The organism is Pseudomonas sp. BF-B-30, assembly GCF_019956305.1.
In the GTDB taxonomy this organism is placed as follows: domain Bacteria; phylum Pseudomonadota; class Gammaproteobacteria; order Pseudomonadales; family Pseudomonadaceae; genus Aquipseudomonas; species Aquipseudomonas jessenii.
On sequence record NZ_JAHBDG010000019.1, the window covers coordinates 64,087 to 85,750 of the forward strand.

Below are 21,664 nucleotides of genomic sequence, written 5' to 3' on the forward strand. Positions count from 1 at the left end.
GCCCACTGCGGCTTCTCGCTTTGCTCGATATCCCGAGCAATCCAGGCTGTCATCGTTACGAAATCATCGGCAGGCTGTACCCGCGTCCTGCGGGGGGGATTGGGGTGGCCCCCCCTGTCTTCGCCCGATTGCGCTTGCCCCGACGAGTAATTTAGTCATTGCACAAACGTGCTGTAATCGGCCTAAAATCTTTCAAAAGCCTTTGAAAATCCGCAGCAGACTGGATTAGCCATGCTTCCGAGTTCCCCGCCAATTACCACCCGCTTCTCGCCGCCTCGCATCAGCAGTCACGCCGTGCTGAGGGAGACGCTGCTGGCTCGCCTGCAAACGGCTCGGGATTGCCGCCTGACCCTGATCAATGGCAGCGCGGGGTTTGGCAAGACCACACTGATGGCGCAGTGGCGACAAGGCCTGATCAAAGACGGCAGCACTGTCGTATGGCTCTCTCTCGCCCAGGAGGATGGCGTCCTGGAGTCGTTCTGCGCCAACCTCATCTGCACCCTCCAGAATGCCGGTGTTCCCCTGGAGGACGATCTCTTGCTGTTGATCGAGCGCGAGTCTCTGGACGGCCTGCTCGCGCTGGCGTCGGTGATGATCAATACCTTGGCGCGGGTCAGCAGTGCGCTGTACTTGATGATCGATGACTTCCATTTCGCCACCGATCCACGCATTTCCCGCCTGATTCAACTGATAGTGGATGGTGCGCCGGCGCATCTTCACATTGTGCTGGCTTCACGGGTGAATCCCAATTTGAAGCTCGGCCGACTACGAGCGATGGCCGAGCTCTGTGAGATCAACGCCACCGAGCTTGGTTTTGATTTCAACGAGTCCCTGGCCTTCCTCAAGGCCTATCTGGACGAAGGCATCGATATGGAACTGGCGCACTCCATCCACGACAACACGGATGGCTGGCCCATTGGCCTGCAATTGATGTCCATCTCGCTCAAGGCCAACCCGCGCAAGGAAGCGAAGATCCATCGACTGCTTCCCGGCAACAGCGATTTGCGCGATTACCTGGCCGAAGACGTGGTGAACGGGTTACCCACGGAGATCATCGGATTTCTCGAGAAAATCTCGATTCTGCGCCGCTTCAATGCGCAGGTAGCCGAGCATGTCAGCCAGGCATCGCAAGCTGCCGAACTGATTGCCAGCATCGAGACGCGCAACCTGTTCATCCTGCCTGTCGACATGGAGAGCCAGGAGCAGTGGTACCGGTTGCATCCGCTATTCGCCGAATACCTGCAACAACGCTTGACCGCGTCGGATGCCGACCTGCCCCGACTGCACCTGCGTGCGGCGCATTGGTTCGAACACGCCGGGATGGTGAGCGAAGCGACCCGTCATGCGGTACTCAGCGAAGACCTTGAGGAACTGGTCTGGCTGCTGGAGCGCAAGCAGCCGACCTACCACAGCCTGAGCCACCTGGGTCAATTCATGCGCTGGCTCGATTGTGTGCCTCTGGAACAATTGACACAGCACCCCAAGGTGCTGCTTCAAGGTGCCTGGGGCTGCTTGTTGACGATGCTGACCAGCAAAGCGGAAACCTGGATCGACGTGCTCGAAAAGAGCCCGGCGACCCAGGCAAAGTGGAAGCCACAAATCGATCTGGCCAAGGCAGCGATTGCTTTGCAACACGATGACCTGGCACGTTGCAGCCAGCTCGTTCAGGGCTTGCCGGAGCGCAGCTTCGCACACCCGTTCAATGAGCGGATGCGTGTCTGTCTGTACATCAACTGCCTGGTCTACCTCGGCCATCAGCAACAAGCCTGGGAGTACCTCAATAGCCCCGAATGCGAAACGCTGCGCACCAGCCATGATGAGTTGGCGCTGATGATCGTCGCCACCATTGCCCATGGGGTATTACTCAAGGGAAACGTCATGGAGGCCTCACGGCATCTCATTGATGTTCTACTCCTGGCCGAGCGCAATCACGGTCGTCGTTCAGTCAGCGCATGCACCTGTGCGGTGGCGGTCGCCGAAGCGCACTACGAGATGGATCGCATTGACGATGTTCGCGAGGCCTTGAGCAATCGCCTTGATCTTTTGCGATTCGCTCCGCCATCGGTGACCATCTCCGCGATGATCAGTGTCGCGCGCATGAACTACTTGCAGGAGTCCACGGCCAGTGCGCTGACTTACCTGGCCAAGATGGCGATGGAGTTTCGTGCTCGAGGATTCGATCGCGCGCTGGCCCATAACCTGACCGAGCAAATACGCTTCCTGCTGGGCAACGGCGATTGGCGACAGTGCGAAAGTCAGAGAGCCGGCCTCGACGCGCTGACCCATCGCCACTCGGGCGACACGCCGCTTGCGCAGGAAATCAGTGCCCTCGCGGCCCTTTCGCGCGCGCGCATCTGCCTGGCCAGGCAAGAGCCGGAGCGTGCCCTCCTGGCCCTGGACATCGTCGAGCAGTTCGCCACTCGCTACTGTCGAGGTAAATGGCGAACCCAGTCGGGCTTGTTGCGTGCCGTTGCGCTGAATGATCTTGGACGCCCGGCAGAAACCACCGTGCTGTTGCGTGAAGTCGTCGGTGAAAGCTATCGGCTGGGCCTGGTGCGCACGCTGCTGGATGAAGGCCCTTCCCTGCTGACCCTGCTGGCCAATCTGGATTGCCGTGACGATCCGGTCCTGGACAGCTACCGCAATCGGTTGGCGGCCGTCCCGTTGAACTGCGCCAGCACTGGTCCTGCATCGTCACGTGCAATGAAAGATTCGGCGGCGGGGGAATCCTCGCTGTTTACCAAGCGGGAGCTGGAAATCATCAGTTTGCTGGAGCAGTCGATGCCCAACAAACGCATTGCCCAGACCCTGAATCTCAGTCAGGAAACCATCAAGTGGAACTTCAAGAACATCTACACCAAGCTGGGCGTGTCGTCTCGCTATGAGGCATTGACTGCGTTGAGACAAAGGGCTGAACAATAGCTTTTTTTGTAGGAGCGAGCTTGCTCCGGGCGGCGTTCCGACGATGGACTCAAGAGCGCTGCGCTGAACCAGACAGCACGAGATACCGTTTACGTCCATCGCGAGCAGGCTCGCTCCTACAGGAAACCCTCCTGCGGGAGCGAGGGTTTGCCACGTCCGGAATCAGCGAATGCCTGCGTTGCGCAAGGCCGCCGGGGTGAATTCAGCCAGGTTCGGCTTGACCCCATACTCGATGCCTTCCTTGAATTCGTTGCCCAGCGCAAAGGCCAGGTAGCGGCCGGCAATCAAGTCATACAGCACCTGGCCTGCGTAAGTCCCGACACCTTGTTCATAGTCATTCATGGCCATGCCTTCGGCAACACGCCACAACTGCCCACGACCGTCGTAATGGTCGACCTCGGCCAGTTGCCAGGTGTCTTCGTCGAAGTACATATGGCGCTTGGCGTAGATGTGGCGCTCACCCGGTTTCAGGGTGCCTTCCACTTCCCACACGCGGTGCAGCTCGTAGCGGGTCAAATCCTGATTGATGTGCCCGGCCTTGAGAATGTCGGCGTATTTCAGCGAGGGCGAAGCCAGGCGATAGTTGTTGTAAGGAATGTACATCTCCTTCTTGCCGATCAGCTTCCAGTCGTAGCGATCCGGAGCACCATTGAACAGGTCGCCGTTGTCCGAAGTCCGCATGCCGTCCGACGCGGTCCCCGGCCCATCGTAGGCAATCTGCGGGGCGCGCCGCACGCGGCGCTGACCGGCGTTGTAGACCCACGCCAGACGCGGCTCCTTCACTTGATCGATGGTCTCATGCAGCAGCACGACGTTACCGGCCAGGCGTGCCGGCGCCGTCACGCGTTGCTTGTAATAGGCAAAAATGTTGGCGGTGCTCTCCTTGTCATCACCGGTCATGTATTGCGGGAACGCCATTTCATCTTCGAACTCGACGATGGTGAACGATCCATCAACCTGTGGCGTGGCCTGGACCATTTGGCGCCGCTGGTTGAGACCACGATAACGAGTCAAGTGGTTCCAGAGGACTTCGACGCCGTTTTTAGGAATCGGGAAAGCGAAGCTGCGAGAATCGCTGAAATTGCTCAAGCCATTGCCACCGTCGACCGGCTGAGTGTTCAACGCACTCTTTTTCGCGGCGTCATAGATTTGCTGCGGGGCAGCCGCTGTGCGGTGGGACTTGTATACCGGAATCCTGTAGGTGTTCGGATAGCGTTTGAACATGGCCATCTGGCCGGCTGTGAGCTTGTCCTTATACTGTTCGGCGTTCGCCGGAGTGATGGTGAACAGTGGCTTTTCACCCGCAAACGGGTCGCCCAGGAACCGATGGCTGACCGGTGCCGCGCCGGGCTTCAACCCCCCCGTCCAGGCCGGAATGCTGCCATCGGCGTTGCCTTCCTTCTGCGCGCCGAGCGGGGTCAGGGTAGTACCCAGTTTTGCCGCCTCTTCCTGAGAAACTGCGGCCATTACCTGGCCGGCCAGCAGGGTTAGCGCCATCGCGCCTATTTGCATCATTGTTGTTGTTTTCATGCTTGGATTCTCTCGACTTTCTTCTGTTTAGAAGTTCACACCAAAGCTGAGCGCGACGAAGTCACGATCACCGTTGGTGTTGAAATGGCCCCCAAAAAAATCGGTGTAACTGAGGCTCGCGGTATAGGTGTTTTTGTAATCGGCATCGAGACCGAGGCTGACGGCCTTGAGTCCTTCCTCGAAGTTCGGGCCGTTGCCGTCCACGTCATGCGACCAGGCCAGGTTCGGCGCCAGGTTGATGCCGGCGAACACGTTCGGATAGTCCAGGCGGGCGCGGGCGCGGTAACCCCAGGAGCTGCTGGTGTAGAAGCCCTTGTCGTTGCATTCCTGCTGTGGGTTATTGGTGGTGCTCAGGCACGCGGCATTGGCTGCCCCAGGCTGAACACCGACACCGAAAATCCCGCTGCGACCGAAGCGCACATCGGTGCCGTCGGCATCGCCTAGCCCATTGATGTGGTTGTAGCCCACCTCGCCCACCAGGGTCAGGCGACTGGCGCCCATGACCTGCTCGAAAAACTGGGTGGCGGACAGCTGCGTCTGCAGCACCGGCATGCGTTTATAACCGTTGATCCCGCCACCCAGGGCAGTGGTGGCATACCCGATGCGATTCAACAGTGCCGTCGGGTTGCCTGTCGTGGCGCCCGCCAGGTCGGTGTTGTTGAGCTGAAGCGGCATGTTCGGCCGGTAACTGATTTCGCCGCCCAACGAGGTGCCGCTCACGTTGGTCTGGAAACTCAAGCCATACAGGCGGATATCTTCCGGGTAATCGACGAAATAACGCGAAGCGCGAAGCGCCGGGATCGGGTTGGCAGGGTTGAACGCCACGGTCGAACGCAGGGTGCTCAGGTACGGGCTGCGGCTGTGATAGTTCATCACGTACGCGCCGAACTCGGTGTCGTTGAGCTCTGGCACGAACCAGCGCAGGGCCAGGCCGTACTGGCCGCCGTCACGGGCATCGTTATCCTTCACCCGCGGCGTGTAGGCGTCGTCGGTATTGTTGTTGAATCCTGGCGGATTGGCCGTGTTGTTGGCCAGCCCCGGTGCCAGATCCAGCCCCGCGCCGACCTGACGGTCATTGCAACCTTTGGCCAGGGGATCGGCGCCGAAGAAGGTACCGCAGTTGTCAACGACAGTGCTTTCCCATTCCAATTGATAGAAGGCTTCTGCACTGAAATTCTCGGTGATGTTCTGCGACATGTAGAACATGTTGACCGGGATCAGACCTTCCTTGACCTCGGCACCGGGACGACGCAATGCGGCCACATCGATCGGGTTGATCGAGTTGATGCTGTTGCCGATGAATGTGCTCTCGCCCCAGCTCACCACCTGCTTGCCCAAGCGCACGTTGCCCGGCAGCTCGCCGATGTTGTAGCTGTGATAGACAAAGGCATCGAGGAATTCGGCACCCGAAGCCTTGGCCATGTCATTGCGACCACTGTCGTCGATGTCATAGAACGGCCGGTGTTCGTCCTTCAACTCGAAGTCGTACCAGTACTTGCCACGGACGAAGATGCCGCTGTCGCCATACTTCAATTCCAGGTCATGGATGCCCTTGAATATCTTCGAGAAGGTTTCGCCCTTCTTGAAGTTCAGGCGATTGTCGTCAGACAGCCGGGACGACGAGTTGCCGCGCGCACCTTGCGAGTTAAAAGGGGAAATGAAATCAGGATCACCCCCGCGCAGCGCCCAACTGGCGCCCATCGAAAGTGAAGTATCGAACTGTCCCTTGATTTCCCCGATTTCGAAGTTGACGGCATTGGCTTGGGTGCTCATGCCGATGGCAACAGCAGCCGCCAGCAGTTGGGGGCGAAAGCCACCCTGCATTATTGTTTTTGTCATGCGGCACTCCGATTGTGCGAAATGTTTTCTTGTAGTTTTTGTGATTAGAGCGATTCGATCCTAAAAGCCGGACCGGTCATCTCGCCCACCCGCTGGAGGGGGAATTAGGGGGGGATGGTGAATTAAGCGATGAGGCGGGTGTGCGAACGAAGCTGAAGGTCTTTAGCCTTCGAACCGGTTCAACGTGCGGTATTGATCAAAGGGGATATAGCGCGATCGGCGGTCACGCATGACTTTGACCATCGCCACCTCCGGGTCGCGAGCAAAGAACAGGCGCCCACCCTGAGCGACCAGATGGTCGAGCAGATGCTCCTTCTCGTCGATCACACGCTCTGCGTTGCGATCCCGGCCACTGGTCACCTCAAGATCAAGCCAATGCGTCCCGGGAATCAGGTCACCGCAGAAAACCACCGGACCTCCTGGCAGCTGAATTTCCGGCAACAGCTGACCCGGCGTAAATCCATCGTTTATGTGAAAACACCAGTCATCGCCGAGTGCCTCACATCGAGTGGTATCGACCAGGGTCAAACGCCCACTGCTCTCCAGCCCATGCACCAAAGGTGCGACGAACATTTCCCGATCCCGCGGGTGCGGACGGCGTGCGCGATGCCAATGTCGCTCGCCACACACATACCGCGCTCGCGGGAACAAGAGGCGCGGCATATCGCCCTCCCTGACCCGTTCACTCATGTCCCTGGAGAGGTGCGCATGCACGTGAGTCAATACCACCGCATCGATGTCGGCTTCTTTCAGCCCGCGCCGCGCCAGGCTTTCCAGCAAACCCGGTGACGGCGGTTGGCAACCGCAGGTGCGTGCAAGCGGCGCCAGAAGATTTTCGGCTCCGGCCATGACCAGGGTGTTTTTGCCTTGGTCTTGCACCAACAGCACCCGCGCAGAAATCTCTACCGTGTTGTCGGGAGCGGGCTTCATCCAGTCGGCCCAGAGCACGCGCGGCGTATGTCCGAACAACATGCCGCCATCAAGTCTGCAACCCATGCCCGTCAGTGTGGAAATGCTACGGCTCAATTTCTTCCCCTTTTGGTGATACACGGTTCAGCCGTAACGGCTGCTTTTCCCGAAAAAAAGGGCCCCAAGGCCCAGATAGGGGAAAATCAATACGGACATTGCCGTCGTTTCTCAGTCGACCTGCAGCAACCGGCTGTAGGCCTTGAGGTGGTGGTCATCGTTGCCGAACTGATGGCTGAGCATCAGCAAGTGCCTGGCGTGATGCGACAGCACATATTCCCAGGTCAAGCCGATGCCACCGTGCAGCTGAATACCCTGTTCGGCGATAAAACGGGCGGCGCGCACGATCAAGACCTTGGCGGCCGCCAGCGTTCGGCTGCGCTCGTCACTGTCTGGTGCATCGGCTGCACACGCGGCAAGGATGGCCATGGAGGTGGCCTGGTCCAGTTCGATGCGCATGTCCACCATGCGGTGTTGAAGCGCCTGGAACTTGCCGATCACCTGGCCGAACTGCTGGCGGGTCTTGAGATAGTCGAGGGTCAGGTCGCACACCGCTTCCATGCTGCCCACCGCTTCGGCGCACTGCGCGGCCAGCGCGCGACCTTGCTGATAGCGCAGCGCGGCCAGGGCCTGGCCGGGCTCACCGAGTACACTGGCGGCACTGACGCAAACATCGTCCAGATACAGCTCGCACGCATTGCGGCCGTCCATGGTCGGGTAGGCGCGGCGGCTGACGCCCGGCGCGCGCGGATCGAGCAGGAACAGGCTGATACCGGTTTCGTCACGATCGCTGCCTGCGGTTCGCGCAGACACGACAATCAACCCGGCGCTATGCCCTGCGACCACCACCGATTTACGCCCGTTGAGACGCCAGCCTCCATCCTCGGCTTCGGCGCGGGTGCGCACATCGTGCAACTGGTAATGGCTGGTCGGCTCATCGACGGCCACTGCCAATTGCAATTGCCCGCTGGCAACGGCCGGCAGCAATTCACTGCGTTGTTCCTCACTGCCTGATTGGGTCAGCAGACCACCGGCGAAAATCACCGAATGCAGATAGGGTTCCAGGCACAGGCCACGCCCCAGTTCGGTCATGATCAGCAGCGTCTCAACGCCGCTGCCATCAAAGCCACCCAGGTCCTCGGCGAATGGCACGGCGGTCAGGCCCAACTCCCCCAACTGCCGCCAGAAGGCAAGGCTGTAGCCCAGCTCGCTTTTGGCGAATTGCTCGCGCGCTTCGAACGCATAGTTATCACGCACCAGGCGAACGGCGGTGTCCTGCAGCATTTGCTGCTCTTCGGATAGTTTGAAGTCCATGATCGCTATTCCCCTTACAGCTCTAGAATCATCTTGGCGATGATGTTCTTCTGAATTTCGTTGGAACCGCCGTAGACCGAAGTCTTGCGCATATCCAGATATTGGCTGGCAGGCGTGGTGCTGTATTCGCGGTATAGGTCTGCCTGCTTGCCATAGCCCAGTTCCTCTTCAACGAAGGGCATGGCATAGGGGCCCAGGACCTTGCTCATCAGGTACGTGATGGCCTGGCGGATTTCACTGCCCTTGATCTTCAGGAACGAGCTTTCAGTGCCCGGCACCCCGTCGTCTCGGGCAGCGGCAACGATTCGCAGGTTGCTCATTTCGATAGCCATCAGCTGGATTTCCAGCTCGACGATCTGCATGCGCAACTGGATGTCATCGATCAATGGCAGGCCGTCGCGCTCTTCCTGGCTGGCGATGCGCTTGAGCCGCGCCAGCATCTGCTTGGCCTGGCCGATGCCGGCAATGCTGGTGCGCTCGTGGGTGAGCAAGTACTTGGCGCAGGTCCAGCCCTTGTTCTCCTCACCGACTAGGTTTTCTACCGGCACGCGCACGTTATCGAAGAACACTTCGTTGACTTCATGCTCACCGTCGAGGGTGATGATCGGGCGCACGGTGATGCCCGGGGACTTCATGTCGATCAACAGGAAACTGATGCCCCGCTGCTGTTGGGCCTCAGGGTCGGTGCGCACCAGGCAAAAGATCCAGTCTGCATAATGGGCCAGGGTGGTCCAGGTCTTCTGGCCATTGACCACGTAGTGGTCGCCATCATGCACGGCGCGGGTTTTGACAGCGGCCAGGTCAGAACCGGCGCCCGGCTCGGAATAGCCCTGGCACCACCAGTCCTCGGTGCTGAGAATGCGTGGCAAGAAGCGCGCCTTTTGTTCAGGCGTTCCGAACTTGATGATCACCGGGGCGACCATATTGACGCCAAAAGGCACGACCCAGGGAGCGCCGAACGCAGAACATTCCTCATCGAAAATGTGTTTCTCCACCGCGCCCCAACCCGTACCGCCATACTCCACAGGCCAACTGGCGGCCAACCATCCTCGTTCATTGAGCAGGCGCATCCAGGTGACCTGGTCTTCTTTGTTGAAACGCTTGCCGTGGCGGCCACGCGCGGCGATATCGGCCGGCAATCTGTCACGTAAAAATGCCCGCACTTCCTCTCGGAAAGCCAATTCGGCAGGGGTGAATTGAATGTCCACTGATCTACTCCTCACATTCGGCTGAAAGTGGGAAAGAACAGCTCGGCTAACCCACTGGCAGCCACGGTAGAAGAATGATCGTTGTGACCTCCCCCCCCGCGGAAGGGGGGATTGGCAGGCAATCGGCATTCGTCCTCAAACAATCGCCCCGACGTTGCGCAGTTCGTCGATCTGCCCACTGCTGAAACCGAGTTGCTCAAGGATTTCGAGGGTGTTTTCGCCGTTCTTTACCACCCTTCCCGCCTCCACTGGTGTACGACTCAAGCGGGGAGCGGGTGCTGGGTGCAATACGCCGGCGGTTTCCATGAACAGGCCACGAGCGCGGTTGTGCGGGTGGGTAAAGGCTTCGCTAAAGTCCAGCACTGGAGCAAAGCAGACATCCGTGCCTTCCAGCAGTTGGCTCCAGGCATCGCGGGTGCGAGTCATGAACAGCGTCTCGAGCTTCTGGCGAAGCACCGGCCAGTCCTGCTTCTGCCATTGCTGCTTGAAATCCGCATCGTCGATACCACACAGCTCCAGCAACAATTGATAGAACTGCGGTTCGATGCTGCCAACGGACACGAATTTTCCGTCGGCGCAGGTGTAGCAACCATAGAAAGGCGCGCCGCCATCGAGCATGTTGTGCTCGCGCTGGTCGTCCCACTGCCCCTGATGGCGCCAGTCGTAATACATGCTGCCAAGCAATGTCGCGCCGTCGCAGATGGCGGCGTCCACGATCTGCCCCAGGCCGGATTTCTGCGCCTCGAACAATCCGGCCAGAATGCCTGTCAGCAAAAACATCGCCCCGCCCCCCATGTCGCCCACCAGATGCAGCGGTGGAGTCGGTGGCCGGTCGGCATGCCCCATGGCGTTGAGCACGCCAGACAGCGCGATGTAATTGAGATCATGCCCTGCCGCATGTGCCAGTGGCCCCGTCTGGCCCCAACCGGTCATGCGCCCGTAGATCAACCTCGGATTACGTTCAAGGCAGACCTCCGGACCCAGGCCAAGGCGCTCCATGACGCCGGGGCGGAAGCCTTCGATCAGCACGTCGGCGTCGTCGATCAGTTGCAACAACACTTCAGTGGCGCCGGGTTTACGCGGATCAATCGCAATGCTGCGGCGTCCGCGCCCGAGCAGGCTGCCATCGGCATTGAGAAAACCGGCCGCATGACGGTCAACGCGAATGACTTGCGCGCCCATGTCCGCCAGCATCATGGCGGCGAACGGCGCAGGGCCGATCGCATTCATTTCCACTACTTTCACACCTGCCAAAGGTCCGGGCATCTCAGGGTTCTCTTTTGTGATAGGGAGGCTGTTCGCTGGACCCAAGACACTAGGCGCACGGCACCACAACCGCCCCACTCCCTGAAGGGGGGAATTACCCCCCCTACCCGCTCACGCCCCCACAATCCGGCCAGATGTCGGCCGGCATTGCCTGGGGGGCTTCATACTGAACGTTCACCCAACCATTGCTCGAGCCTGGGCCACATCCGCTTCACCGCGGCCGGTCCCGCCACCAGGCTGACATGACCGCCCGGCAGCATCAGTTCTTCCTTGTCACGCGAACTCACGCGGGCCACCAGGGGCTGCGCACAGTCCGGCGGCACCAGGGAGTCGTATTGCGCGATGACGTGCAGCAGCGAGACTTCGATGTTTTTCAGATCAACCTCCTGGCCACCGATGCGCATGCCGCCTTCGTACAGTGAGTTTCTTTGCCCCAGCTCCTGATGGATCTGCCGCAAGTACTCGCCGGGAAGCGGCAAGGTCTCGTCATTGAAACGCGCCATCATGCGGTAGCCCCTGACGTAGTCGTCGTTCCACAGGTTGTCCCAAAGGCGGGCCTGGCCGGCAATCCGGCCTGCGGGGCGATGCAGTTCAATCGCCTTGATGATGGTCTCTGGCGGGACAAGGCCGGTCGCATCTATCAAGCGCTCGACGTTGATGTGCCGTTGTTTGGCCAGGGGCATCTTCGTCCAGTCGATGGGCGTGGTGAAACAGACCAGGTTTTTCAGCGGGCCACCGGGATGCAGTGCGGCGTAAAGCGTCGCCAGGACACCGCCCATGCAATAGCCGATCAGCGTGACATCCTCCACGCCCGTGTCTTGCTGTACCCGGCGGATGCAATCGGGAATGAAGTCGAGCACATAGTGTTCGAGCTTCAGGTGGGACTCTTCCCGACTCGGCGCGATCCAGTCCATGACATAGACGTCGTAACCCCGGGCGAGCAGAAACTCGATCAGGCTCTGCCCCTTTGTCAGATCGAAAATGGCAGCCTTGCTGGTCGTCGCCATGACGAACAACAGCGGCACGCGGTAAATCTCGTCCGCCGTGGGGTGATAGTGGTAGAGGCACAAGGTGCCGCGACGGTGCAGCAGGGTCTTGGGCGACAGGCCTACGGCCGGCGGCGGCGTGCCGAGATACTCGAGGCCCTTGAGACCACGCTTGACCATCATGCGGAGCTCGGAGCGCAGCCTGTTAGCCAACGGCAAGTCGCAGACCTTGTTGTCATTCGGTCGAGGCATCTTTGCTCCCTCCCTTTTTTTCTCTTTTGGAGGCCGCTTTGCGGGGTGCCGGTAATGGTTCGGCTCGTGGACGTAGCGTGCGTGGGGGGCGAGGTGCGATTTGTGTGCTGGTGGCAGCCGGAAGCAATTGGTCGAGCTTGTCTTCGACTCGCCGCAGTGAAGCGGCAAGGGCATCGACTTCGCCACGGCTGGGAACGTCCAGATGCCTGTACAGACGCTCGAGCGATGTCTGCGACAGGTGCTGCAAGCCGAGCGAGACCCTCGCATATTGGTCGATCACGAGGCCCACTTCCCTTGAATCCAAATGACGTGCGGCCAAGGCATTGACGCCGCTTTCGAACCGGGTGATAGCTTCACGATACAGTTTGAACGGATCAGGCAATGCCATGACATATTCCTCGATCAAGGATTCACAGTGCAGTTTTTTTCGGTTGGCCAGGTTTGCCGCGCAGCCATTCGATCAAGACCGGAAATGGCTTTGCGCCGCATCATGGCGGTGGGCAAGAACCAGGGCTTGATCAACAGGCCGCAGACTTTGCTCGCCTTTGGCGACAGCAGGCGGAACAAGACGATGCCCCACCGTTCGGTCACCACCCAGGTGGTCAGCGTAGAAGTCGCCAGTTCATCGGCAGTGCAACGCAGACGCGAGTGCTTGCGTGGCAGTCTGTCGGCGATTTCAATTGTCCGGTCCGCAGCCGGTTGCCGCGCGAATGCCCCCTTCAGTGCATCGCCGATGCGCTGCAGCGCATCGCGGCTGGCACCATTGACCGAATCGAAATTGAGGAACCCATGGAACTGGCCCCTGTAGTGCAACAGTTCCACCGGCACATCATCAGCGCGCAGGCGCGCGGCGTAGTCCAGGCCATCGTCGCGGATCGGGTCGAAACCGGCACTGACGATAACGGCCGGCGCCAGGTCGTGCATATCGGGGTTGCGGCGTGGTGAATACCACGGGTCGAGCAAGTCCAGTGTATCGAGCGAAGGGGCCAGGGTTCGCTCGATCCATTGCACCGCATGATCGGTCAGAAGCGTACGCCCGTAAGCGTTCTCCACGTAGGAAGGGAATCTGTCCACCAACTCTGTCGACGGGTAAACCAGCACTTGCAGACTCAGTGCCGGGCCGCCGCGGCGCAGACTTTCCTGGGCGACAGCCGCACAGAGATTACCCCCTGCGGAATCGCCGCCGATCGCCAGGCGAGTCGTATCGATCCCTAGTTGTTCGCCATTTTTAGCCACCCACTCAAGCGCGGCGAGCGCATCAGCACGGCCCGCAGACAAATCGTGTTCCGGCGCCAGACGATAACGCACGGCGATCACTATGCAGTTGGCCGCCAGCGCAATGCTGCGGCAGATCCCATCGGCTGTATCCAGATCGCCAATGATGAACCCACCGCCGAAAAACCACATGAATGCAGGCTGCGGTTGCGTGGCATTGTCCGGTTTGAAGATGCGCAAAGCGATTGCTCCGCCCGGCCCGTCGATCATTTGTTCAGTCACTGATCTCACCGGCGGATTGCGCCCCAGAGCAAGCGCCGCCAATCGCCAGCCCTGGCGCAGCCTGGGCAGCGAGTAATCCTCCGCCGGACGCAGGCTGCTGGAGATATTAGCCAGGCGCAAGAACGCACGGGCCTCGCGATCCGGTTGCTGCGCCCGCAGTACGCGAGGCATGCCGATAGCCGGACGCTTCGGGGGCGCCTGCAGGTTTTTGTTGTTTTTCATTGCCACTCCGTTCGCAAAAAAATCCGTATGCCGCGCTTAGCAATAGCTTACTGGGCGTTACGGTTGCGGTGGCTACCCTCAATGGGGGGGCTCCCGCTGAAAAGCAAAGCAGCCATCGATTACCTTTTTGCGTGCGAATGCCATATCGGGCGAGCCAGTGATAGCAGTATTCATAAGGCAACCTCGTCCTCGCCAACATTGGCTTCTACGCGGGCATGCAGCAACTCCATCGGATCCGCAGGACGAAAATGAGTAACGTCACCCAGTGCCTGAGGCAGCGACCAACTGACGACCGTGTCGCTGCCGAAACCAGAGCGGGCCGTCACTATCGAAAGGCGCTCTCGGGCGTTGCGAATTTGCTTCTGCGTGTAGCCATTGCCAGTCATCAACTGCTTGGCATCCTTTCCCGTCAGTGGCCCGGTGCTTAGGATTCGACGCAAGGCCCCTGCCGGGTCGTCACTGTCATCTAGGCGCTCCTCCTCAGTCGCCTCAACATCCCCCAAAATCTCGCGGGCGCTCCCCTCTATAACGCCGCCCCACGTCACACGCGTAGCTTCAATCCCGCCACCGATGTCGCAAGGCTCGATATTGTAGGAGACGCCGCCGTCATCGGTGCCGATGTTCGACTTCGCCCGCGCCAGTACTCGCATATCTGAGTTCTCTTGCTTGGCGGCCACCAGCACCGTCCGCGCCAGAGCCGAAAATGCCTGCGAACCGATTACCCGATCAGCCGGCGATGATCCGGCACCACCCTTGGCGAAGTGTGAAATGCCCACCACCGCGCAGAGGTTCTGCTCGGCAAAGTCCACCACCCCCTGCAGCGCGCGCCGCACGTCGTTGGCCTTGTGCATATCTCCCTTCACGGCACTGACGATCGGATCGAGCATCAGCAGCGAGACGCCGCCGATTTCATGGGCGGTAGCCCTCAACAAAGCGATGTCATTAGCCGGGTCGAAAGGGTCCGCGTCGCCTTGAGTGTTGATGCGACCCTGAATGATGTGTACGCGATTCAGGTCAGCTCCCGCCGCTGCCAGCCGTGGCACCAGCGTATCGGCGGGGTCATCCTCGCTCGACCAGATCAAGGCATTACCAGGCTCACCGCAGTGGCTGCCATCGGGCCAGCGTCCGCCCGTGGTAATGGTGGCGATCAGGCCCAGCAATAGAGTGGTTTTGCCGGTACCGCCCGCGCCCGCCAAAATGTGTAACTTGCCCTTGGCCAACCAACCCGGCCATAACCAGCGGATAGCGACAGGTTTAATTGACGCGGCGCTGGTGGTTTTGACCTTCCAGACGCTGGCATCCGTCTCGGCCCATTGGTCTGCAAAACGATCGGTCGTCATTTGCCCCCCAGACGCTGCTTCGCCAAGTGGAAGCGCTCAAGATCACTCCCCTCCAGCTTCCCTTGTTCGAGCAATGACTTGCCGATTCTGTAAACCATGCGTTCATGCTCAATGGCTAACTTGCTCGGCCCGCGACGCTTCTGTGTATTGCCTGGAAATAGATCGCGCAATTCCATTCCAATAGCGAAAACAATACTCTGCGTGGTGCAGCCCGCCCAACACTTGATCAAAACAACACCATTCGAAGTTTCACTAATCGCTAAACTTGGCCGTTTGTCACCATGAGCCGGGCAGCAGGCTATCCACTTACTAGCACCAGTGGATTTAACTTTGTCGAGACAGCTTAAAACTTTCTCCAAGCAAGCCGACCCTGTCAGCGCTACTTGGCGCTGTTGATTGCTCATCATGAATCAGCCCCTCAATTCATGGTGGCAGCGAAACATCTGTTGACTTGCTTCACCGCTCACAGAGGCTTGTCCGAAAAAAGCATTGTTGATACAGGCACAAATATTTAACCAACGATAAAGGTCCGAAGCAGTTCTAACAGCCTGCTCTTTTACCCAGATAGGCAACTCGCCACGGCAACGCATTTCGTTAAGCATCGTCCACCAGTGGGAAGCGTGTTTACGCCCGATTTCAATGAGATCGATAAGCCTGTGACGCTGTTCAATATTCAGGTCAATAATAGGCTTGTCAAAATCATCAGCTTCGCTCATCGCACTGGCTTCGTCTTCGAGGCGTGAGAGAGGGATATTTAAATGAATCATTACTCACCCCCTGCTTTTAACGACAACTTAAGCCCGTAAATAGAAGAACGAACCAGTGTTTCAACAACATTGCCGAGAAACCCAAGTGCGCGTACTTCGGCGCAATATGCGACTCCGTCGTTATTAATCGCCTCGTCCAGACGTCCACAAAGCTGGGAGATGCCTTCGGCCAAGTCGGCGGCTAGCTGCATAGCCTCCATAAGGTCACCGTCTTCATGGACTTTAAACAGGTTGGCGTAACCAGTGCCAAAAGCGCACGGGCGCAATTTAGGTTGCTGCAATGAGTGCTTCATTGCACACCCCCTGCGAGCATCGCTTCAAAGAAGCGGGCGCGGATCATTTCGGCGTTGTAGCGCTCGTGGCGAACTTTGAGACTAGATTTTTTTGAGAGTTGAGCGATGGCACGGGCACGGTGGCGCTGGGCTTTGTTCTGGATTTCAGAGGGAGTGAGACTGAAAAAACGGGTAAGCATGGGTACAGCTCCTAACGTTGAGGAACTGCCACCGTTCGCGGCCAAGCGAGATAGGGTGACAGGTTGCGCAGGGTTGGCCGACCGGGACGTTAGGAACCCGGCACACCCGTAGGTGTCCCCACGCAACCCGCCATAACACAGGAATACGGGCACAAAAAAAGCGCCTGCAATCATAATGGGGGCGCTGTTGCGCCTAACGTTCCACGAGCGGCCAAGCTCGGTCGCAGGATTGACTGCGACGAACAAACGATAACCGCGAAAGCTGGCACTGGCAACAGGAAAATTCTCCAGTCGTGCCCTCGTGCCCACAGTTGTGCCCAGCCTTAAGCATGGGCACGACTGCATGAAAGGGGCACGACTGGCGAAGTGATGGCGCTTTTTGACAGTCATTAGGCCACCTCTCCACGGCTTTCGGCAATGCGCTCATTGACCCAAGCCAGGACCTCGGATTCGATCCAGACGACACATTTGGGTCCAAGGGTGATTTGTTTGGGGAAGGTGCCAGCGGCGATACGGCGATAAATTTCGGTGCATGACAGGCCGCTAATCGATTCTACTTCTTGGCGTTTGATAAAACGGCGAACTGGTGGGGTGGTGTTGGTAGCGTGTGCCATCGTCTGCGCCTCCTAAGGCGGTTTGGGTAATTGACGATGGGAATATTGGCGGGCGGTGATCGGAGAGTCATTGCAACTGCAAAAACAAAATTTGCAATTGCAATTCCCAATGCTGATGTAGATTGGTGATTTCAGGCTGCTGGCCTGGCATCGTCTGCGATCTGTTTGGCTAGAGCGAATGCTTTGCTCAATGAGCTTTCACTTAAACCCCTTACGCCCGGATTACGCTCGACTATTTCAGAAATGATTGATGTTTGGTTATGGCCTGCGCGCTTTGGGTCTTTCACTATGTCAAGTAAGCTAGCGATTATAAGTTGTAAAGATGGGCGCTCTACTGCGGGCATAATTTTAGTTTGCGCCATACGCTGCTCAGAGTTGTTTCCATGGAACGGGTATAAATCTCGATCGCTAAAGCAGTATTCGTTTCTGCGGATGCACTCGTAATGAGGTCTGAGTTCCGGCGGTGCCTCGTCATTATTTGCATGCCTTGCAAATTCCAATATAGATTCCGTATCAAGCATAACGTCTTCAAGCAAACCATCTTCTTCTGATGAGCCTAAGAACATCCCTGTGGACTTATCTTTTATGCCGTATATACTCCCTTCATTATCTTTTAGCGCAAGAATTCGCAATCGCCCATACAGCAGCACTTCGAACGATGGATAATGGATTCCAAGGCAAGTTCCTACTGTGTGATCCGTGCTTTCAACAAAATAATCGCCAATCGCAATTTGTTCTTCGTGCAAGTCAGGCTCCAACATTAGCTTAAGCCGTATAATTGATGCGTCACACTGATAGTGCCCGATAATCCATCCAGAGTTAAAGAGCTCCAAAATTTCTTCCTCTGCAACTTCCTCATCTATAAGTCGCGATAGCATTTGAGCGGCTTCTGAAGGACGTATTGCCGTTCTATATTTGCTGAGTTTGCTCACTTGGTGGCACTCCGGATTGAAACGGTATTAGCCCCAGCACATAGCGCCTCAATTGAGTCCGCCCAGGACTGCATCATTCCGCGTCGTTGCTCCAGATAGTTAGCATGGTTATACGTGTCGCGGATCCCGTCAGAGTCACCATGAGCAAGTTGGCGCTCGATCCAATCCTTGTTGTATCCGCGTCCGTTCAACTCCGTGGATAGTAGGTGGCGGAAGCCATGGCCAGTTTGGCGATTCTCATACCCCATCACGCGCAGCGCTTTGTTGATCGTGTTCTCGCTCATGGGACGATCAGGATTTTGCTGACCAACGAATACAAGCGGATATTTGCCTGTAATAGTTTGGAGTTGGCGCAGAAGCTCGACGGCTTGTTTCGGCAGGGGGACAGCATGCGGGCGACGGGCCTTCATCCTTTCTTTGGGAATTGTCCAGGTTGCTGCGTCGAGGTCGAACTCTACCCAAGGCGCGGTTCGCAATTCACCGGGGCGAACGGCAGTGAGTACCAAAAGGCGAATGGCGCAGCGAGTCAGCTTGTTGATATTGGCGCTCTCGCACTTGGCCAGCAGTTCGGGCAGCTCTGACATGGTGACGTGAGGATGATGGCGAGGTGCTTTCGAGGGAGCTGCCACCACGTTCAGATCGGTGGCGGGGTTCGACTCCACGACACCCTTGGCCAATCCGTAGCGGAATATCTGGTGCAGCCACTGGCGGATCTTACCGGCAGCGTTTAGTGCCCCCCGGGCCTCGATTTTGCGTACCAGTTCCACTAAATCGGGTCGAGTGACGCTTTTTAGCAGACGGGAACCAATACCGGGGATCAAATCATTCTCTAGGTACAGTTTCGCCTTTAAGGTAGTGCTGTCTGCCCAGCGGGGTTCGTTATAGGTAAACCATTCCCGTGCAAGCGTTTCAAATGTCAGCCCTTCTACCTTCTGTGCTCGTCTGGTGGACTTGCGCTCATGTGAAGGGTCCTTACCTTCGGATAGCAGTTGCCGTGCTTCAATTCGCTTTTTGCGAGCTTGCACCAACGTCACCTCCGGGTATGAACCAAAGGCCAATCGATTTTCTTTGCCGAGGTGACGGTATTTGAGGCGCCAGAGCTTTGAACCGGTCGGCATGATTTCGAGATACAAGCCTTCGCCATCGGCAAGCTTGTAAGGCTTGTCCTTCGGCTTGGCTGCTTTGAGAGCGGAATCGCTCAGGGGCGTGACTTTCAGGGCCATGGAACACCATTTTGGGGGCATGCGAGATGACCGAACGGCCATGCCCCCAAATCTGCCCCCAAAACTTTGGGTTCGCTAGGTCAATCTCGGCAACCATAGACAACAAAAAGCCCGCACTAGGCGGGCTATTTGTGGGCTTTCGGGTGATTTTGATATCACCTGAAAATGATTAGTGGTGCCCGAAGCCGGAATCGAACCGGCACGCCCTTACGAGCGGGGGATTTTAAGTCCCATGCGTCTACCAGTTTCGCCATTCGGGCGGTAGCGCGGTGAAGCGTCAAGCTTTTGCCAAATAACGCTCTGGCAGTTCTGACGCTTGTGCAGCAGAGGTGGAAATATATACATCCCGCCCCGGTGAAGCAAGTTCGCAAATACCCTTTTCAAGACTAAATCTTGCAGGCTACTGCAAATAAAAAAGCTCCGTAAATCATAGATCTACGGAGCTTGTTTATTAGTGGAGGCCGAGGTCGGAATCGAACCGGCGTAGGCGGATTTGCAATCCGCTGCATAACCATTTTGCTACTCGGCCTCAAAACATTTGCTGTCAGTAGCGCGACATCAAATGCGTACAAACTTGGAGCGGGAAACGAGACTCGAACTCGCGACCCCGACCTTGGCAAGGTCGTGCTCTACCAACTGAGCTATTCCCGCGTCTTGGTGTGGCGCATTCTATAGAATCCAGAAGCCCCGTCAACCCTTTGATTCAAAAAAGTTTTATTTCTTTTCAACGTCGGTCTTCAGATGTGGCCAGGCAGCCCGCAGGTACTGGACCATCGACCACAAAGTCAGGCCAGCCGACACCATCAGCAAGGTGTAGCCCAGCAAGACCCAGAAACTGAAATCCTTGGAGTTGGCCAGCAGGATCACCAGCGCCAACATTTGCGCGGCGGTTTTCCATTTGCCCAGGTTCGATACGGCGACGTGGGCACGAGCGCCCAGTTCGGCCATCCACTCGCGCAGTGCCGAGACGACAATCTCGCGACCGATGATCACGGCAGCCGGCAGCGTGAGCCACAGGTTTCCGTGTTCCTGCACCAACAGGACCAATGCAACCGCAACCATCAGCTTGTCGGCAACCGGATCGAGGAAAGCCCCGAACGGTGTGCTTTGTTCCAGCCGGCGGGCCAGGTACCCGTCCAGCCAGTCGGTCGCGGCAGCGAATGCGAAGACCGAAGCGGAGGCCATGTAGCTCCACTGGTAAGGCAGGTAGAACAGCAAAATGAAGATCGGTATGAGCAGAACGCGTAGAACGGTAATCAGATTAGGGATATTCATCGGCACAACTGGCTACGAGGTGAGGGGGCATTCTACTCGCTGTGCAGATTTGCATAAATCAACTCTGCGAGCTTTTTACTGATCCCGGGGGCTTTGGCAATTTCTTCGATGCTTGCACGAGACAGCTCCTGCAATCCACCAAAATGTTTCAACAAATCACGCCGACGTGTGGGTCCGACGCCAGCGACGCCTTCCAGTGTAGACGTCCGACGGGTTTTTCCACGTCGGGCGCGGTGCCCGGTAATGGCAAACCGGTGGGCTTCGTCGCGAATCTGCTGGATCAGGTGCAGCGCGGGTGAATCCCCGCGCAAGGTGAACTCATGTGCGGCGTCGTTCAGGTACAGGGTTTCGAAACCGGCCTTGCGCGTCGCACCTTTTGCCACGCCGAGCAGAATCAGGTCAGGCACGGCCAGCTCATCGAGCACGTCACGGGCCATGGACAACTGACCTTTACCGCCGTCCACCAGCAGGATATCCGGCAGCTTGCCCTCCCCGTCCTTCAGTTTGCTGAAGCGTCGGGTCAGCGCCTGATGCATCGCCGCGTAATCATCGCCGGCCGTAACGCCCTCAATGTTGTACCGGCGGTAATCGGCCTTGATCGGACCTTCGGGACCGAAGACTACGCAGGACGCCACCGTCGCCTCGCCGCTGGAGTGACTGATGTCGTAGCACTCAAGGCGCTGTGGAGGTTCATCCAGCTTCAGCACCTCGGCCAGTGCATCGAAGCGCGCCGTAATGTGCTGACGATTCGCCAGGCGCGCACTCAGTGCCTGCTCGGCATTGGTCACCGCCAATTGCTGCCAGCGCGCCCGCGTTCCTCGCACGCGATGGCTGATGGTCAGTTCACGACCGCGCAACTCGTCGATGGCGGCGATCAGCGTGGGAAAGTCATCGTGGACCACGTTGACGATCAGTTCGCTTGGCAAGTCGCGTTCAGGACTGCTGATGAAGTACTGGCCTAGAAATGCGGCCATGACTTCAGAAACGTCTTCTTCTATACCGACTTGAGGGAAGAAGTTCTTGCTTCCCAGTACCCGCC

At 58.0% G+C, this 21,664-nt stretch carries 20 protein-coding genes and 3 tRNA genes; 1 reads left to right on the forward strand and 22 read right to left on the reverse strand.

The genetic code is table 11. From position 1 onward, the window contains the following. Positions 1–231 precede the first annotated feature (231 nt). Positions 232–2,922: a LuxR C-terminal-related transcriptional regulator gene (locus KGB29_RS12180; protein WP_223616424.1), complete on the forward strand. Its 2,691-nt coding sequence runs from the start codon at positions 232–234 to the stop codon at positions 2,920–2,922. Between the two features lie 162 nt (positions 2,923–3,084). Here the strand turns inward: KGB29_RS12180 and KGB29_RS12185 are convergent, their stop codons facing one another. The 22 genes from KGB29_RS12185 to KGB29_RS12290 form a co-directional block, all read right to left on the reverse strand. Continuing rightward, a complete protein-coding gene (locus KGB29_RS12185) occupies positions 3,085–4,452 on the reverse strand; it encodes a DUF1329 domain-containing protein (protein WP_223616425.1) in 1,368 nt (455 codons plus the stop codon). Between the two features lie 27 nt (positions 4,453–4,479). After that, on the reverse strand, positions 4,480–6,291 hold the full coding sequence (locus tag KGB29_RS12190) for a DUF1302 domain-containing protein (protein ID WP_223616426.1): 1,812 nt from the start codon (positions 6,289–6,291) through the stop codon (positions 4,480–4,482). A 162-nt stretch (positions 6,292–6,453) separates the two neighbouring features. Next, positions 6,454–7,317 (reverse strand): MBL fold metallo-hydrolase, encoded by an 864-nt coding sequence (locus tag KGB29_RS12195; RefSeq protein ID WP_223616427.1) that lies wholly within the window; start codon positions 7,315–7,317, stop codon positions 6,454–6,456. 111 nt (positions 7,318–7,428) lie between these two features. After that, the gene (locus KGB29_RS12200) at positions 7,429–8,571 is read right to left on the reverse strand and encodes an acyl-CoA dehydrogenase family protein (protein WP_223616428.1); all 1,143 of its coding nucleotides are present in this window, start codon (positions 8,569–8,571) and stop codon (positions 7,429–7,431) included. A gap of 14 nt (positions 8,572–8,585) precedes the next feature. Then, complete coding sequence (locus KGB29_RS12205) at positions 8,586–9,779, reverse strand: acyl-CoA dehydrogenase family protein (RefSeq protein WP_223616429.1); 1,194 nt, start codon at positions 9,777–9,779, stop codon at positions 8,586–8,588. 135 nt (positions 9,780–9,914) lie between these two features. Continuing rightward, positions 9,915–11,045, reverse strand: coding sequence for a CaiB/BaiF CoA transferase family protein (locus KGB29_RS12210; RefSeq protein WP_223616430.1), 1,131 nt, complete (start codon positions 11,043–11,045; stop codon positions 9,915–9,917). A gap of 161 nt (positions 11,046–11,206) precedes the next feature. Then, positions 11,207–12,283 (reverse strand): alpha/beta fold hydrolase, encoded by a 1,077-nt coding sequence (locus tag KGB29_RS12215; RefSeq protein WP_223616431.1) that lies wholly within the window; start codon positions 12,281–12,283, stop codon positions 11,207–11,209. Beyond that, positions 12,267–12,671, reverse strand: a complete 405-nt coding sequence (locus KGB29_RS12220) for a hypothetical protein (RefSeq protein WP_223616432.1) — start codon at positions 12,669–12,671, stop codon at positions 12,267–12,269. Before KGB29_RS12220 ends, KGB29_RS12215 begins: the two co-directional genes overlap by 17 nt. 14 nt (positions 12,672–12,685) lie before the next feature. Further along, complete coding sequence (locus KGB29_RS12225; RefSeq protein ID WP_223616433.1) at positions 12,686–14,002, reverse strand: alpha/beta hydrolase; 1,317 nt, start codon at positions 14,000–14,002, stop codon at positions 12,686–12,688. A 170-nt stretch (positions 14,003–14,172) separates the two neighbouring features. After that, positions 14,173–15,342, reverse strand: coding sequence for an AAA family ATPase (locus KGB29_RS12230; protein ID WP_223616434.1), 1,170 nt, complete (start codon positions 15,340–15,342; stop codon positions 14,173–14,175). Continuing rightward, a complete protein-coding gene (locus KGB29_RS12235; RefSeq protein WP_223616435.1) occupies positions 15,339–15,749 on the reverse strand; it encodes a virulence-associated protein E in 411 nt (136 codons plus the stop codon). The genes KGB29_RS12230 and KGB29_RS12235 overlap by 4 nt, the downstream gene beginning before the upstream one ends. Positions 15,750–15,752: 3 nt before the next feature. Then, positions 15,753–16,109, reverse strand: coding sequence for a hypothetical protein (locus KGB29_RS12240; protein ID WP_223616436.1), 357 nt, complete (start codon positions 16,107–16,109; stop codon positions 15,753–15,755). Further along, positions 16,109–16,402 (reverse strand): hypothetical protein, encoded by a 294-nt coding sequence (locus tag KGB29_RS12245; RefSeq protein ID WP_223616437.1) that lies wholly within the window; start codon positions 16,400–16,402, stop codon positions 16,109–16,111. The genes KGB29_RS12240 and KGB29_RS12245 overlap by 1 nt, the downstream gene beginning before the upstream one ends. Beyond that, positions 16,399–16,581, reverse strand: a complete 183-nt coding sequence (locus KGB29_RS12250) for a hypothetical protein (RefSeq protein ID WP_223616438.1) — start codon at positions 16,579–16,581, stop codon at positions 16,399–16,401. Before KGB29_RS12250 ends, KGB29_RS12245 begins: the two co-directional genes overlap by 4 nt. Positions 16,582–16,970: 389 nt before the next feature. Further along, on the reverse strand, positions 16,971–17,195 hold the full coding sequence (locus KGB29_RS12255; protein ID WP_223616439.1) for a helix-turn-helix transcriptional regulator: 225 nt from the start codon (positions 17,193–17,195) through the stop codon (positions 16,971–16,973). A gap of 131 nt (positions 17,196–17,326) precedes the next feature. After that, entirely contained in the window at positions 17,327–18,127 is an 801-nt protein-coding gene (locus tag KGB29_RS12260) for a hypothetical protein (RefSeq protein WP_223616440.1), read from the reverse strand. Further along, positions 18,124–19,350, reverse strand: a complete 1,227-nt coding sequence (locus tag KGB29_RS12265) for a tyrosine-type recombinase/integrase (RefSeq protein WP_223616441.1) — start codon at positions 19,348–19,350, stop codon at positions 18,124–18,126. Before KGB29_RS12265 ends, KGB29_RS12260 begins: the two co-directional genes overlap by 4 nt. A gap of 173 nt (positions 19,351–19,523) precedes the next feature. After that, positions 19,524–19,610 (reverse strand) — tRNA-Leu (locus tag KGB29_RS12270). 195 nt (positions 19,611–19,805) lie between these two features. Further along, positions 19,806–19,879: transfer RNA gene (locus KGB29_RS12275), tRNA-Cys, on the reverse strand. A 46-nt stretch (positions 19,880–19,925) separates the two neighbouring features. After that, positions 19,926–20,001, reverse strand: a tRNA-Gly gene (locus KGB29_RS12280). Between the two features lie 63 nt (positions 20,002–20,064). Next, positions 20,065–20,625, reverse strand: a complete 561-nt coding sequence (pgsA, locus tag KGB29_RS12285) for a CDP-diacylglycerol--glycerol-3-phosphate 3-phosphatidyltransferase (protein WP_057714620.1) — start codon at positions 20,623–20,625, stop codon at positions 20,065–20,067. A 32-nt stretch (positions 20,626–20,657) separates the two neighbouring features. Further along, positions 20,658–21,664 (reverse strand): excinuclease ABC subunit UvrC (locus tag KGB29_RS12290; RefSeq protein ID WP_102685610.1); only part of this gene is annotated, 1,007 nt, incomplete at its 5' end.